The 14,454-nt window shown below is 70.8% G+C and carries 13 protein-coding genes; 2 read left to right on the plus strand and 11 right to left on the minus strand.

The window, feature by feature from the left end; genetic code table 11:
* Nucleotides 1-142 precede the first annotated feature (142 nt).
* A complete protein-coding gene (locus tag ABT352_RS11530; RefSeq protein ID WP_350944836.1) occupies nucleotides 143-1,027 on the plus strand; it encodes a M23 family metallopeptidase in 885 nt (294 codons plus the stop codon).
* A gap of 120 nt (nucleotides 1,028-1,147) precedes the next feature.
* Here the strand turns inward: ABT352_RS11530 and ABT352_RS11535 are convergent, their stop codons facing one another.
* The 11 genes from ABT352_RS11535 to ABT352_RS11585 all read right to left on the minus strand — a co-directional run bounded on the left by ABT352_RS11535 (nucleotide 1,148) and on the right by ABT352_RS11585 (nucleotide 13,739).
* Nucleotides 1,148-2,380 (minus strand): deoxyguanosinetriphosphate triphosphohydrolase, encoded by a 1,233-nt coding sequence (locus tag ABT352_RS11535; protein ID WP_350944476.1) that lies wholly within the window; start codon nucleotides 2,378-2,380, stop codon nucleotides 1,148-1,150.
* A 327-nt stretch (nucleotides 2,381-2,707) separates the two neighbouring features.
* Complete coding sequence (ppdK, locus tag ABT352_RS11540; RefSeq protein ID WP_350944477.1) at nucleotides 2,708-5,350, minus strand: pyruvate, phosphate dikinase; 2,643 nt, start codon at nucleotides 5,348-5,350, stop codon at nucleotides 2,708-2,710.
* Nucleotides 5,351-5,596: 246 nt separating this feature from the next.
* Nucleotides 5,597-6,808 (minus strand): sensor histidine kinase, encoded by a 1,212-nt coding sequence (locus ABT352_RS11545; protein WP_350944478.1) that lies wholly within the window; start codon nucleotides 6,806-6,808, stop codon nucleotides 5,597-5,599.
* Nucleotides 6,805-7,476 (minus strand): response regulator transcription factor, encoded by a 672-nt coding sequence (locus ABT352_RS11550; protein ID WP_350944480.1) that lies wholly within the window; start codon nucleotides 7,474-7,476, stop codon nucleotides 6,805-6,807. The genes ABT352_RS11545 and ABT352_RS11550 overlap by 4 nt, the downstream gene beginning before the upstream one ends.
* 134 nt (nucleotides 7,477-7,610) lie before the next feature.
* Nucleotides 7,611-8,513 carry a S1C family serine protease gene (locus ABT352_RS11555; RefSeq protein ID WP_350944482.1) on the minus strand — a complete coding sequence of 301 codons (903 nt, stop codon included), beginning with the start codon at nucleotides 8,511-8,513 and terminating at the stop codon, nucleotides 7,611-7,613.
* Nucleotides 8,514-8,523: 10 nt separating this feature from the next.
* A complete protein-coding gene (locus ABT352_RS11560) occupies nucleotides 8,524-9,462 on the minus strand; it encodes a VWA domain-containing protein (RefSeq protein ID WP_350944484.1) in 939 nt (312 codons plus the stop codon).
* Entirely contained in the window at nucleotides 9,459-10,397 is a 939-nt protein-coding gene (locus ABT352_RS11565; protein ID WP_350944486.1) for a DUF58 domain-containing protein, read from the minus strand. The genes ABT352_RS11560 and ABT352_RS11565 overlap by 4 nt, the downstream gene beginning before the upstream one ends.
* Nucleotides 10,397-11,398, minus strand: coding sequence for an AAA family ATPase (locus ABT352_RS11570; RefSeq protein WP_350944837.1), 1,002 nt, complete (start codon nucleotides 11,396-11,398; stop codon nucleotides 10,397-10,399). The genes ABT352_RS11565 and ABT352_RS11570 overlap by 1 nt, the downstream gene beginning before the upstream one ends.
* Nucleotides 11,399-11,436: 38 nt before the next feature.
* Entirely contained in the window at nucleotides 11,437-11,610 is a 174-nt protein-coding gene (locus tag ABT352_RS11575) for a hypothetical protein (RefSeq protein ID WP_350944488.1), read from the minus strand.
* Nucleotides 11,611-11,930: 320 nt separating this feature from the next.
* A complete protein-coding gene (locus ABT352_RS11580) occupies nucleotides 11,931-13,316 on the minus strand; it encodes a glycine--tRNA ligase (protein ID WP_350944490.1) in 1,386 nt (461 codons plus the stop codon).
* Between the two features lie 144 nt (nucleotides 13,317-13,460).
* Nucleotides 13,461-13,739, minus strand: coding sequence for an antibiotic biosynthesis monooxygenase family protein (locus ABT352_RS11585; RefSeq protein WP_350944492.1), 279 nt, complete (start codon nucleotides 13,737-13,739; stop codon nucleotides 13,461-13,463).
* Between the two features lie 214 nt (nucleotides 13,740-13,953).
* Between ABT352_RS11585 and ABT352_RS11590 the strand changes: the two genes are divergently transcribed.
* Nucleotides 13,954-14,343, plus strand: coding sequence for a DUF6703 family protein (locus ABT352_RS11590; protein WP_350944494.1), 390 nt, complete (start codon nucleotides 13,954-13,956; stop codon nucleotides 14,341-14,343).
* Nucleotides 14,344-14,454 lie beyond the last annotated feature (111 nt).

The raw sequence follows: 14,454 nt of genomic DNA on the forward strand, positions 1-14,454 counted from the left end.
TCCGATCTTCCGGCAGGCCAGGGGGACCACCGGGACGGAAGGGACAGGAGGAACGATGACTTTCCCGAATTGGTCCTGACCAACCAGGACGTCGGTTACAAAGGTAAAGGCGGATTCTCGATAATGTACGCGGGTGGAGATCATGCGATCGGGGCATATAGCACGATTGGCCGCCGTGACCGGCGCGGCGCTCGTCACCGCGGCCTGTGCGCCGCCGGGCGGGGTGGCGGGCATCGGTACGGCGGCCCCGACCCCCGGAGCGGAGTCCGCGGCCGGAGCGCCGGCCTCGTCGGTCACCGCGACCATGCCCCAGGCGACTCCCACCTCCGCTCCCCCTCCCACGGCCGTCGACCGCCCCAAGGCCGACTCCCCGGTGCAGGTACCGCCACCGAAGGTCTCCGAGCACACCTACGTCTTCCCGGTGAAGGGCTGCTCGGTCACCTACGAGAGCAGGCTCCTGGTTCTGCCCAAGACCACGATCTGGGCGGGCAAGGGCTGCTCGTTCGTCTCCCCGGTGAACGGCGTGGTCGACGAGGTCAACACCAAGAACCGGTGGAAACCCTCCACCGATCGCGGCGCCGACCGTGAGGGCCGGTTCGTCACGGTGATCGGCGACGACGGCGTCCGCTACCTCGGCGGCCACCTGGACAAGATCGCCCTGGGGGTACGGCCGGGACTGCGCGTCAGAGCCGGTCAGGTCCTGGGCCAGGTCGGCAACTCGGGCAACGCCCGCTCGACCGCGAGCAACCTCTACTTCGCGATCTCCTGGAAGACCTCGCCCTCGATGTGGTGGGTACGCCGGGGCATGGTCAAGCCCTGGGACTACCTGGACGCCTGGCTGAAGGGCAATCCCACACTCTCCCCCAGGGAGGAGATGCTCGCCGTGATGAAGCAGACCGGGGCGGCTCCCCGCTGCTTCACCCTGTGCGCGTCGAAACCGCAGCCCACGCCGACGAAGAAGCCCACCAAGAGGAGGTCGGAGCCGTCGCAGGAGCCGGTGCAGATCCCGCTGAACGGCGGCACCTGACACCGGGAACGTGACAGGGCGGGCTCGCCCGTCCACCGGTCGGCCCCTGGCAGTCGGCCACTGACGAAGGAGGGTCGTCCCCGTCGCCGGAAGGCGCGCCGGGAACGCGACAGTGCCCGGTCAGCGGCCGGCGAGGGCGCGGTGCCAGGCGACCGCGGAGGTGTCGGTGAGCGAGGCGATCTGGTCGACGACCACGCGAAGCCGGCCGGCGTCGCCGGCGGCCCTGGTGAAGGCGGGTCTGAAGGCGGGCTCCAGGGTCCCCGGGGCGCCCAGCATGATGTGGTGGGCCAGGTCGTGGATCAGCTCGCGCTGCCTGACCTGGTTGGCGCTGTGCGCGTCACTGCTCATCACGTAGTGGGCCGTGACCCCCTTGAGCAGCGCGCACTCCAGACGGGTGGCCCTGGGCACGATCAGGTCGGCGCTGTAGCGTCCGGCCGCCGGTCCGTACGCCTCGCGGGTGGCGACCTCGGCGGACCTGCAGAAGCGGCCGATGAGCGAGCTGGTGAGCCCCTTGATCGCGGCGAGGTCGGCGAACGAGCTGTCGAAGTGACGGGGCCAGAGCGGCTGGGTGATGAGACGGTGGAAGAGGTCCTCCAGCTCGCCCGGCTCGGCGTCGGGGGCGTACCACTCGCGGGTGGTCGCGCAGACCTCGCGGCGCTCCGCCGGATCGCGCATCGCCTCCAGCAGCACGCCGCCGGAGTGCAGGGCGTCCTCCAGGTCGTGCACGGAGTAGGCGACGTCGTCGGCCCAGTCCATGATCTGCGCCTCGAAACTCACCTGCCCCTCCGGAGCGCCCTCCCTGATCCATTCGAAGACCGGCATGTCGTCGTCGTAGACGCAGTACTTGGCGCTTCTCTCGCGGGTCCACGGGTATTTGACGGCGGCGTCCAGGGAGGCCCTGGTGAGGTTGAGCCCGGCGCTGCGGCCGTCCTCGGTGACGACCTTCGCCTCCAACCGGGTCAGCAGGCGCAGGCTCTGCGCGTTGCCCTCGAAGCCGCCGCACCCCGCGGCGAGGTCGTTGAGCGCCGTCTCCCCGTTGTGGCCGAACGGCGGGTGGCCGAGGTCGTGGGCGAGGCACGCGGTCTCCACCAGGTCCGGGTCGCGGCCGAGGGTCTCCCCCATCTCACGGCCGATCTGCGCGCACTCCAGGGAGTGGGTCAGCCGGGTGCGGGGGATGTGCTGGCCGCTGCCGAAGGTCTCTCCCGGGCCGACGACCTGGGTCTTGGCGGCCAGCCGCCGAAGCCCGGCGCTGTGCAGCACCCGCGCCCGATCGCGCTCGAACGGGCTTCTTTCCGGGTTGCCGGGTGGTTCCGGCACCCACCTGACCTGATCGTGCTCGTCATAACCATGCATAAGTGCACTGATTTTATCCGCGAAAGGCACCTGCTATGCGGAACGGCGAGAAAACACCAGGTTATCGGGTATGCGGCGCCGTTCCCCGCCCGTTCGCGTGCTCTTACGGGAGCGCTACCGAGGGAGCGCGCCCCGCGTACCGGCCCGCGGCCACCGTTCCCGCCCGCCGGGAGCGCGGGCGTCGCGGGCGAGGTGTACCGGTCCCCGCGGCCGCCCCGGGTGAGGGTGGGACGGGCCGCGGGGACCGGCTCCGCGGAGAGTCGCCCCGGCGGCGCCGGAGGCGACTTCCCGCGAAGTCGGGGTGCCGACCGCGAGGGTCAGCGGGTGTCAGCGAGTGTCCGAGCCCTCGCACACCAGGGTGGCGCGGGCGGCCTCCAGGCGGGCGACCGGGATGCGGAACGGCGAGCAGGACACGTAGTCGAGACCGGCCTGGTGGCAGAAGTGGATCGAGTCCGGGTCACCGCCGTGCTCGCCGCAGATGCCCAGCTTCAGGTCGGGCCGGGTCGCGCGGCCCTGCTCGACGGCGATCTCCACGAGCCTGCCGACGCCGTCGCGGTCCAGGGTCTCGAACGGGGAGACCCCGAAGACGCCCAGCTCCAGATACTTGGAGAAGAAGGCGGCCTCGACGTCGTCCCGGGAGAAGCCCCACGTCATCTGGGTCAGGTCGTTGGTGCCGAACGAGAAGAACTCGGCGGCTTCGGCGATCTGCCCGGCGGTGAGCGCCGCGCGGGGCACCTCGATCATCGTGCCGATCAGCGCCTCGACCCCGGCCTCCGCGAGGATCCGCCGCGCCTCGTCCCGCACGTGTTCCAGCTCCTGGACGGCGGCCACCAGCGGGATCATGATCTCCGGGCGGCTGCCCGGCACGGCCTTGGCCGCCGCCGCGATCGCCCGGACCTGCATGGCGAACACGCCGGGGATGACCAGGCCGAGCCGCACGCCGCGCAGGCCCAGCATCGGGTTCTCCTCGTGGAGCCGCTTGAGCGCGGCGAGGAGCTTACGGTCCTTCTCCTCCGCCGCGTCACCGGCGAGGGCGACCCGCACCGACAGTTCGGTGTAGTCGGGCAGGAACTCGTGCAGCGGCGGGTCGATCAGGCGGATCGTGACGGGCATGCCCTCCATCGCCTGGAAGATCTCCGTGAAGTCCGCCCGCTGCAGCGGCTCCAGCGCGGCCAGCGCCCGCTCGCGCTCCTCGTCGGAGACGGCCAGCACCAGGTCCTCGACCAGGGCTCGACGGTCGCCGAGGAACATGTGCTCGGTGCGGCAGAGGCCGATGCCCTGGGCGCCGAACCTGCGAGCCCTCGCGGAGTCCTCGCCGGTGTCGGCGTTGGCGCGTACGGCCATCCTGCGTACCTCGTCGGCGTGGGACATGATCCGGTGCACGGCGCGGACGAGCTCGTCGCCCCGGTCGCCCGAGCCCTCGAAGTACTCCACGACCGGGGAGGGGACCACGGGCACCTCGCCGAGGTAGACGGCCCCGCTGGTGCCGTCGATGGAGATCACCTCTCCCTCGGAGACCACGAGGCCGGAGGCCGTGGTGAACGTGCGGTCCCTGGCGGAGACCTCCAGCTCCTCGGCGCCGCAGACGCAGGTCCTGCCCATGCCCCTCGCGACCACGGCGGCGTGCGAGGTCTTGCCCCCGCGGCTCGTCAGCACGCCCTGGGCGGCGATCATCCCGGCGAGGTCGTCGGGGTTGGTCTCGCGGCGGACCAGGATGACGGCCTCTCCGCGCCCGGCGAGCTCGACGGCCCTGGCCGTGGAGAAGACGGCCTTGCCGACCGCCGCGCCCGGCGAGGCGTTCATCCCCCTCGCGATCATCTTGGTGCCGGCGTCGTCGGCGAAGCGGGGGAACATGAGCTGGGCGAGCTGGTCGCCGGACACGCGGGTCACGGCCTCGTCCAGGTCGATGACGCCCTGGTCGACGAGCTGGACGGCGATGCGGAACGCGGCGCCCGGGGTCCGCTTGCCCACGCGGGTCTGGAGCATCCAGAGCTTGCCGCGCTCGACCGTGAACTCGATGTCGCACAGGTCGCGGTAGTGGTTCTCCAGCGTCTCCATGGTCCGCATGAGCTCGTCGTAGACGGGCTTGTCGAGGCTCTCCAGCTCCTGCAGCCGCATGGTGTTGCGGATGCCCGCGACCACGTCCTCGCCCTGGGCGTTCTGCAGGTAGTCGCCGTACACGCCCTGCTGGCCGCTGCCGGGGTCGCGGGTGAAGGCCACCCCGGTGCCCGAGTCCATGCCGCAGTTGCCGAAGACCATCGAGCAGACGCTGACCGCGGTGCCCAGGTCGGCGGGGATGCGTTCCTGGCGGCGGTACAGCACCGCGCGGGGGGCGTTCCACGACGCGAACACGGCCTCCACCGCCATGCGCATCTGCCGGTGGGGGTCGGCGGGGAAGTCCTCGCCGGTCTTGGCGTAGACGATCTCCTTGTACGTCGCGACCAGGCGCCTGAAGTCGGCCGCCTCCAGCTCCAGGTCGTCGCGGCCGTCCTTGAGCTCCTCCAGGGCGCCGTCGAAGAGCTCGCCGTCGATGCCCTGGACGGTCTTGCCGAACATCTGGATGAGGCGCCGGTAGGAGTCCCAGGCGAAGCGCTCGTTGCCGCCCGCCTGCTTGACCAGTCCGTGAACCGAGTCGTCGTTGAGCCCGATGTTGAGAACGGTCTCCATCATGCCGGGCATGGAGAAGGCGGCCCCCGAGCGCACGCTCACCAGGAGCGGGTCGTCGGCCTGGCCGAGGCGGCGGCCCATCGCGGCCTCCAGGGCGGCCAGGTGCGCGGAGACCTCCTCCTGCATCCCCTCGGGCAGGGTCCCGTTCGCGAGGAAGCTCCGGCACGCCTCGGTGGTGATGGTGAAGCCGGGGGGAACCGGCAGCCCGAGGTTGGTCATCTCGGCGAGGTTCGCTCCCTTACCTCCGAGCAGATCCCTTAGATCTTTGTTGCCCTCGGTGAAGTCGTAAACGTACTTCGGCACGGTTGCTCCTTCTGCGACTTCAGAACGATGTCTGGTTCCGCCTCCATCCGGACTCTACCGACGAACAAGGCAACGAAACGGCACCCACCACGTGAAACAGCATTATCGCAGCTCAGAGCACGTGCACCGGTCTAATCCAATTCAAATCACGGCCAAATGCGTAAGGATATCGATCACCTGGGAAATTGGTTTACACCAATTGGTATAAACCAATTTTTCCGGCATTCAACCCCGTTCACGACCGGTTCAGCGACCCGCCAGGTCCACTTCCGCGAGAGGGTTCAGGTCGGGGACATCGCCTTCCGCGGGGCCCTCTCCCGACGGGAGCCACAGCACGAACACGCTCCCCTCGCCCAGCCGGGAGAACAACCGCACGTGCCCGCCGTGCGACTCCACGATCTGGCGGACGATCGCCAGGCCCAGCCCGCTGTGCCGGTCGCGGCGGCTGGTCTGGCCGCGCCAGAAACGGTCGAACACCCGCGTCTGGTCGTCCTCGGGCACCCCCGGGCCGGCGTCGCGCACCGCGACCCAGATCCAGCCCTCCCTACGGCCGGCCGCCACGACGACCTCGCTCCCGCCCGGCGCGAGCCGTACCGCGTTGGAGAGCAGGTTGCCCACCGCCCGGCGCAGGGCGTCGTGGTCCCCCACCCCGCGCAGTCCTGCGGGCAGCGCCTTGCGGATCGACAGCCCGCGCCCCGCGGCGAGCGCGGTGAACTCCTCGGCCGCCTCGGCGGCGAGCGCGCCCACGTCCACCTCGGCGTCGGCGAGCGCGGGCGCGGACCGGCGCGCGGTCGCGAGCAGATCCTCGACCAGGCGGGTCATCCGGGTGGTGGCCCGGTCCACGATGGCCACCGCCCGCATCCGCTCCTCCTCGGTGCTGTCGGGCGAGGCGAGGACGGCGTCCACGTTCGCCCGGATGATGGCCAGCGGGCTGCGCAGTTCGTGGGAGGCGTCGTCGATCAGCCGCCGCTGCGCCAGGAAGGCGCCCTCAAGGCGGCCGAGCATGGTGTCGACGGTGTCTGCGAGGTCGCGGAGCTCGTCCTTCGGACCGGTGAGCAGGATCCGCCGCGACAGGTCGGTGCCCTGGATCTCGGCGGCGGCCCTGGTGATCGAGCGCACCGGACGCAACACCCGGCCCGACAGCACCCAGCCGATGCCGAAGCTCACCAGGAAGAGCCCGCCCAGGGTGAGGAACGAGTAGTCGCGCAGGGTCCGCAGGGTGAGCAGGTTGACCGCGTTCTCCACCTCGGCGAGTTCGACGACGGGGGCCTTGCCCACGTAGCGCTCGGTGTCGACGCTGTAGAGCTTGGCCTGCTGGACGGTGTAGGGCCGCTCCTCCGCGCTCCTGGCCACGGCGACGTACAGCACGCCGATGACCAGGGCGCAGAGCAGGAACAGCAGGCTGGAGTAGAGCACGGTGAGCCGGAAGCGGATCGTCTGCACGAAGGAGAACCTCACGTGTCCTCCCTCAGCCGGTAGCCCTTGCTGACCACGGTCTCGATCACGGCGTCGGCTCCGAGCTTGCGCCGCAGGTTTCCCACCGTCACCCGTACGGTGTTGGTGAACGGGTCGGTGTGCTCGTCCCAGACGTGTTCCAGGAGCTCCTCGGCGGAGACGACGTGCCCGGGACGGGTCATCAGATAGTGCAGGACACCGAACTCCTTGGGGGTGAGTCCCAGCTCGCGTCCGGCCGAGTGAGCCTCCACCCGGGAGGTGTCCAGCCGCAGCGAGCCCACCTGCAGGATCGCCGTCCCGCCGCCGGGCTCCCTGCGCAGCAGCGCGCGGACGCGGGCCAGGAGTTCGGGGAAGGCGAACGGCTTGACCAGGTAGTCGTCGGCGCCCTCGTCCAGCCCTCTGACCCGGTCGTCCAGCCGGTCCCGCGCGGTCACCATGATGATCCGCACGGCCTGGCCCTGGTCGGTGCCGCGCAGCGCCCTGCACACCTCGAAGCCGTCCCCTCCGGGCAGGTTGAGGTCGAGAAGGACCAGGTCGTACGAGTTGACCTGGAGCTTCTCCCGCGCCTGGGCCACGTCGTAGGCGACGTCGACCGCGTATCCGGCCCGGACGAGCCCCACCCGCAGGGCGTCGACCAGATCTTCCTCATCTTCGACAACGAGCAGTCGCATGGTACGAACCTAGGTCGTGCGCGGCCGGAAACGCGGATGCCACCGCCATACCGCGCTTCTCTTCCCTCGCATTCCCTTCCCTTCGCTTTCGTCCGCCTCTGTTCGCCCCGTCGCCCCGTCACCCCGTCACCCCGTCACCCCCGGATGATCCGCTCGGCGACGGGGGCCGCCCGGTCGATCGGGATGGCGAAACCGATGCCGATCGACCCGCTCCCCCGCCGCGAGAGCGTCGCGATCGCGGTGTTGATCCCGATCACCTCGCCCCTGGCGTTGACCAGCGGGCCTCCGGAGTTGCCGGGATTGATGGAGGCGTCGGTCTGCAGAGCGGTCTGCCCGCCCCCGCTCCCGTTCCCGCCCAGCCTCACCTGGCGGTCGAGAGCGCTGACGATGCCGCCGGTGACCGTACCCGCCAGGCCCAGCGGGGAGCCGATGGCCAGCACCTGGTCGCCCACCGCGACGTCCGCGGACCTCCCCAGCTCCGCCGGGACCAGAGCGCGGGTGTCGTTCACCCTGAGCACCGCCAGGTCGTACGCCGCGTCGGTGCCCACGACGGTGGCGGGCAGGCGCCGCCCGTCGTTGAGCACCACGGTGACGCCCGCGCCACCGGTGAGGACGTGCGCGTTGGTGAGCAGGTGCCCCGAGCCGTCGATCACGAAGCCCGATCCCGAGCCCCGCCCCGACTCGACCGACACGACACTCGGCAACACCTTGGCCGCCGTACCGCTGAGGCCGCCCGCGGCCCCCGCGGGGCCGGACGAGCCGACCGGGCCCGCGGTGGACCGGGGCAGCGCCGCCGGGGCCGCCTGCCCGTCTCCCGCCAGCCGGGCCCCCGCGACGCCCGCCGCGCCGCCGGTGACCGCGGCGACGAGCGCCGCGGCGACCAGGACGCGTGCGGCCCCCGCCTTCCGCGCGGTGGCCGCCGGACCGGGGCGCGGCCCCGGCTCCTCCGGTGGCGCGGCCAGGGGCGGGTCCCCCGGTGTGAAACCCGGTCCGCGAGGCCGTCCGAGACCCGAGAGCCGATCGTGCGATGTCACCATGGCCGACTCCTCACAGGATCCTTGAGAACCAGAACAGGGAGGTTCCGGCCGCCACGACCGCCCCCAGCAGGGCCACCCCGACGAACCACGGCCAGATCTCCTGCCTCTCGGTCCGGTAGCCCACCGAGCTGCCGATGTCGTCGTAGACCGCCCGCAACTCGTCACCGGAGGCCGCCTCGTAGAAACCCCCGCCGGTGCCTTCCGCCAGCTCGCGCAGCGCGGGGCCGTCCACCGGCACCAGGGTCTCCCTGCCGCCCAGCTGGATCGTGCCCTTGGAGGTGCCGTACGCGATGGTCGAGACCGGCACGCCCCTGGAGGTCGCCTCCTGTGCCGCCAGCTCCGGTGACCGCCCCATGGTGCTCGACCCGTCGGACATCAGCACGATGTGGGCGGGCGGCCGTTCCTGGGCCTCCAGGGCGTCGATCGCGTCCAGGGACGAGAACACCGCCTCGCCGATCGCCGTACCGGCGTCCGTGGTGAGCCGGTCGATCGCGGACAGCACCGCCGCCCTGTCGTCGGTGGGCGGCACGCTCACCGAGGCCGAGGACGAGAAGGTGACCAGGCCGAGGTTGAACCGGGAGGGCAGGTCCTCGACGAACCGCCGCGCGGCCTCCCGCGCCGCGGTGAACCGGTCGGGCGCCACATCGGTGGCCTGCATCGACGCCGAGACGTCGAACGCCACGACGATCGTCGCCTCCTCTCTCGGGACCCGCACCTCGGCCGTCGGCCGCGCGAACCCGACGACGAGGAGCACCAGCATCGCCATGAACGCCGTGGCGGGCACGTGCCTGCGCCACCCGGGCCTCCTGGGCGCCAGCTTGTCCAGCAGGTCCAGATTCGTGAACCGCAGGGCGTAGCGGCTGCGCCGCAGATACATGACCACGTAGAGGACCGCGATCATCAGCGCGGGCACCAGCAGCCACAACCAGACAGGGGACAGAAAGGTCATGCCGCACCACCTCTCGCACCGTTCGCACCACTCGCCCCACGGGCCCGCGCCAGGCGGCGCTGGAGCACGACATGACGGACCAGGTCGCGGACCCAGTCCCGATCGGTGTCCAGCCGCAGGTGCGCGGCCCCCGACCGGCGCAGCGCGGTCGCGATCGCCGCCCGCTGACTCGCGGCGGCCTCGGCGTAGCGCTCGCGCAGACGACCACCGGCCGTGGAGACCTCCCTGCGGCGGCCGGTCTCCGGGTCGACGAGGGTGAGCACCCCCACGTCGGGCAGCGTCAGCTCCCTGGGATCCACGACCTCCACCGCGAGGAGCTGGTGGCGCAGCGCGAGATGGCGCAACGCCCTCTCCCAGGTCTCCGGAGGGTCGAGGAAGTCCGAGACGACGACCACGAGCCCGCGGCGGCGCACCACGCGGCGGAGATCGTCGGCGGCCGGTCCGAGGCGCGGCGCCGGGATGCCCGGCTCGGTGCGCGGCAGCGAGAACACGGCGCCGAGCAGCGCCATGAGATGCGGGCGCCCGCTCCTGGCGGGGAACCGCCGCACCTCGCCGCCGTGCAGGATGTGCGCCCCGACGCGGTTGCCCGTCCGCTCGGTGAGGAAACCGATCGCCGCGAGGGCGGCGAGCGCGAGTTCCCGTTTCTCCATCAGCGCGGTGCCGAAGTCCATGCTGGCGCTGGCGTCGAGCAACACCCAGGTCTCCAGCTCACGGTCGGCGATCATGTCGCGTACGTGCGGCTCCGCCGTGCGGGCGGTGACGTTCCAGTCCATCCGGCGCACGTCGTCGCCCGGCGCGTACGCTCTCGCCTCGGCGAGATCGCCACCGGGTCCGAGGGTGAGCCCCCGGTGATCTCCCTGGAGCAGCCCGTCGAGACGCCTGACGACCGTCAGCTCCAGCCGCCTGAGCACCCGCTCGGACAGCAGGTGCCGCATCAGGCCGCCTCTCCCTGCCCGGGGGCGATCCTGGGCATCGGGATCGCCGTGACCACCCGGTCCACGATCCGGCGCGGGGGGACGTCGTCGGCCAGCGCGTCGAACGACGGCACCAGCCGATGCGCGATCACGTCGCCGGCCAGGTCCGCGATGTCCTCGGGCAGGACGTAGTCACGGCCGCGCAGCAGCGCCAGCGCGCGGGCCGCGGCCACCAGGCCGAGCGTCGCCCGAGGGCTCGCGCCGTAGGCCAGCAGCGGTGCGACGTCCGCCAGCCCGAACCGCGCGGGCTCCCGGGTCGCGTACACCAGCCGGACCGCGTACTCGGCGACGGCGTGGTGGACGAAGACGTCGTCCACGGCCCTCTGGAGCTCAAGCAGTCGCTCCGAATCGAGCACCTGCCGGGAGACCGGCCGGCCGATGCTCATCCGGTAGAGGATCGCGAGTTCCTCCGACTCGCTCGGGTATCCCACGTCGATCTTCATCAGGAAGCGGTCCCGCTGGGCTTCCGGCAGGTGGTAGACCCCCTCGGACTCGATCGGGTTCTGGGTCGCCAGGACCAGGAACGGGGCGGGCACCGGGTGGGTGCGACCGCCGATGCTCACCTGGCGCTCGGCCATCACCTCGAGCAACGCCGACTGGACCTTGGCCGGAGCCCTGTTGATCTCGTCGGCGAGCACGAAGTTGGCCATCACGGGGCCCAGCTCGGTGTCGAAGCTCTCCGTGGACGGCCGGTAGATACGGGTGCCGACGATATCGGCGGGCACCAGGTCGGGAGTGAACTGGATCCGGGCGAACGAGCCGCCCACGACGCCCGCGAGCGTCTCGGCCGCCAGCGTCTTGGCGATGCCGGGAACCCCCTCCAGCAGGCAGTGCCCCCTGGCGAGGACCGCGACGAGCAGGCGCTCGACCATCCGGTCCTGTCCGACGATCACCCGCTTGACCTCGAACAACGCCCGTCCGAGCACGGTGCTCTCCGGCGCCCTTTCCGCTCCGCCGTCCATGCCGGACGGGATCTCCCGCACGTGCTCCGCGTACCCGGTCACCGGGCGGTCGCGGAGGTCGAGGCGGGACAGTCGTCGACGAGCAGCCGCAACTCGACCGCGTCGTGCGTGGGTCGCGGGTCGGCGTGAGCGGCACTTCCGGTGAGCAGGAAGACGACCCCGGCGAGGGCCACGACCCCGGGAACGGCTTTCCAGGGTGATACGTGCGCCATCGTTCTCCCCCTTCATTGAACGAACGATCACCCTGATGTCATCAAAAAGACCCGAAAACCGCCGTAAGCCCGCTTTTTATCTCGTCTTTCGCCCGGCTCACCCTGGGAAAAGCCCCTGCCGGGAGCCACCGGGGCGGAGGCGAGGGGGAGGCGGGCCGTTCGGAGACGAGTGGGAGGAGAGCTCGGAGACGAGTGGGAGGAGAAAGGGCGGGAGGAGAGCCGCACCGGGAAGCCTCGCGGGGAGAACCGCGCCGCGCGGGAACGACGACGGCCGGCGACCCCGCGAACGGGGTCGCCGGCCGTGACCGGTCGGGTGGGCCTTAGTCGTTGAGGTGCTGACGAAGGTAGGAGTCGACCTGGTCGAGAGCCACGCGCTCCTGGGCCATCGAGTCGCGCTCGCGGATGGTCACCGCCTGGTCGTCGAGGGTGTCGAAGTCGACGGTGATGCAGAACGGCGTGCCGATCTCGTCCTGGCGGCGGTAGCGGCGGCCGATCGCCCCCGCGTCGTCGAACTCGACGTTCCACCGGCGGCGGAGCTGGGCCGCCAGATCCTTGGCCTTGGGCGACAGGTCGGCGTTGCGCGACAGCGGGAGCACCGCGACCTTGACCGGCGCGAGCCGGTGGTCGAGGCGCATGACCGTGCGCTTCTCCATCACGCCCTTGGCGTTGGGCGCCTCGTCCTCGGTGTAGGCGTCGATCAGGAAGGTGAGCGTGGCGCGGTCGACACCGGCGGCCGGCTCGATCACGTACGGGACGTAGCGCTCACCGGTGTCCTGCTCGAAGAAGCTGAGGTCGGTGCCGGAGGCCTTGCTGTGCGCGGTCAGGTCGAAGTCGGTGCGGTTGGCGATGCCCTCGAGCTCGCCCCACTCGGTGCCGGTGAAGTTGAAGCGGTACTCGATGTCGACGGTCCGCTTGGAGTAGTGGGAGAGCTTCTCCTGCGGGTGCTCGTAGATGCGCAGGTTGTCCTTGTTGATGCCCAGGTCGGTGTACCAGCGGAAGCGCTCGTCGATCCAGTACTGGTGCCACTCCTCGTCGCTGCCCGGCTTGACGAAGAACTCCATCTCCATCTGCTCGAACTCGCGGGTGCGGAAGATGAAGTTGCCCGGGGTGATCTCGTTGCGGAACGACTTGCCGATCTGGCCGATGCCGAACGGGATCTTCCTGCGCGCCGACTGCTGCACGTTGAGGTAGTTGATGAAGATGCCCTGGGCGGTCTCGGGACGCAGGTAGGCGAGGCCCGACTCGTCCTCGACCGCGCCGAGGTAGGTCTTCAGCAGGCCGCTGAACTGCTTCGGCGAGGTGAAGGCGCCCTTGGTGCCGCAGTTGGGGCAGGCGATGTCGGCCAGGCCGTTGACGGGGTGCTTCCCGTGTTTTTCGGTGTACGCCTCTTCGAGGTGGTCGGCCCGGTAGCGCTTGTGACACGACTGGCACTCGGTCAACGGATCCGTGAAGGTCTCCACGTGACCACTGGCCTGCCACACCTCTCGGGCGAGGATCACCGAGGAGTCGAGGCCGACCACGTCGTCACGCCCCTGCACCACGGTCTTCCACCACTGCCGCTTCACGTTGTTCTTGAGCTCCACGCCCAGCGGACCATAGTCCCACGACGCGCGCAGGCCGCCGTAGATCTCGCTGGAGGGATACACAAGACCACGCCGTTTGGCGAGGCTGACGATGGTGTCCATGATGTCCGTGCGGCGTGCCATAAGGGAGAATCTCCATCCGGCTGGAGGTCGGCGAGGAATTGATTGAGCCTCCAGCTTAGGGGAGACGGGCTCACGGAACGTGCGGATGAACCACGCCGCCCGCTTCACCCCCGGCAAAGCCTCACCTGGACGCCGGGCGAAAGGTCAGGGACGCTCGACGTCCTCGAACGCGCTCGGCTCGTTGATCATGAGTGTCATCAGCGGATACATCGCCATCCGCGCCGCGCCCAGCGCCCTGCGGTAGAAGCCCGCGCCCTCCCACTCGCTGACCAGCGCCCACAGCTCCGGCTCGTCCACCGACCTCGACACCCGGCCGCTCACGTAGCCCGGCTGCCCGGCCAGGGTGTCGACGATCTCGTGGGCCCGGAGCGTGAACTCCTCGGTCTGGCCGGGTGGCACCGAGTAGCGGATGAGAGCAAGCACCCGCCCAGCATGCCAGAGCCGGCTCCCGGCCCGGCGGACGCCTCCCGGGGCCGCGCACGGTGGGCGGGTCCGGAACCCGAGATCCGTCCGGGGTTCGAGAGGCGAGCACGGCCGGCGGGCCCGAGGTCCGAGCGTGGTGAGCGGGTCCGAGAGCGGGGGCAGAGGTCGGGGGCGGGGCATGTCATGGCGGGCGTGGTGGCGTTAGGCTCGACCCGTGGCAGAAAAGCGTGAGGAACGGCCCGCACACCCGCTGGCACAGCCCCGCCCCAGGCAGGGCAGGCGCCCGCTGCCCCCGGGTGAGCAGTTCTTCACGCCGGGGGCGACCGGGCTGAGGCGGAAGGTCGAGCGGCACAGCGCGGCCCCGCTGGTCTTCCTGTTCCAGCTCCCCCGCTGGATCGTCCCCGTGGTCCTGGTGGCCCTCCTGCTGGCCGGTTTCGCGGTGCCGTCCTTCTGGGGCGGTCTCGCCGTGCTTCCGGTGATCGGGTTCGTCGGCTGGCTCGCCTACATGTCGTGGCCGTCTCTGGGGGCCGGGGGGCGTCTCCTGCGCGTCGCGCTGCTCACCTTCCTGATCCTGCTCGCCGCCGACCGCTTCGGCGCCTTCTGACGCCGCCTTCGCCTCTTCCGGAACCCTTACCAACTCTTCGGTCTCCAGGGTCCTCGCAGGGTCCTCGCAGGGTCCTCGGTCTCCAGGGTCTTCGCAGGGGGCTACGGCGGG

The sequence above is a fragment of the Streptosporangium sp. NPDC000563 genome (assembly GCF_040299985.1).
In the GTDB taxonomy this organism is placed as follows: Bacteria; Actinomycetota; Actinomycetes; order Streptosporangiales; family Streptosporangiaceae; genus Streptosporangium.

Excerpts from the sequence above, each read along its gene's own strand:
- ABT352_RS11550 (WP_350944480.1), bottom strand. The coding sequence starts at position 7,476 with ATGCGACTGCTCGTTGTCGAAGATGAGGAAGATCTGGTCGACGCCCTG.
- ABT352_RS11565 (WP_350944486.1), bottom strand. The coding sequence starts at position 10,397 with ATGCGGCACCTGCTGTCCGAGCGGGTGCTCAGGCGGCTGGAGCTGACG.
- ABT352_RS11555 (WP_350944482.1), bottom strand. The coding sequence starts at position 8,513 with ATGGTGACATCGCACGATCGGCTCTCGGGTCTCGGACGGCCTCGCGGA.
- ABT352_RS11530 (WP_350944836.1), top strand. The coding sequence starts at position 143 with ATGCGATCGGGGCATATAGCACGATTGGCCGCCGTGACCGGCGCGGCG.
- ABT352_RS11535 (WP_350944476.1), bottom strand. The coding sequence starts at position 2,380 with ATGCATGGTTATGACGAGCACGATCAGGTCAGGTGGGTGCCGGAACCA.
- ABT352_RS11560 (WP_350944484.1), bottom strand. The coding sequence starts at position 9,462 with ATGACCTTTCTGTCCCCTGTCTGGTTGTGGCTGCTGGTGCCCGCGCTG.
- ABT352_RS11580 (WP_350944490.1), bottom strand. The coding sequence starts at position 13,316 with ATGGCACGCCGCACGGACATCATGGACACCATCGTCAGCCTCGCCAAA.
- ABT352_RS11570 (WP_350944837.1), bottom strand. The coding sequence starts at position 11,398 with ATGGACGGCGGAGCGGAAAGGGCGCCGGAGAGCACCGTGCTCGGACGG.
- ABT352_RS11575 (WP_350944488.1), bottom strand. The coding sequence starts at position 11,610 with ATGGCGCACGTATCACCCTGGAAAGCCGTTCCCGGGGTCGTGGCCCTC.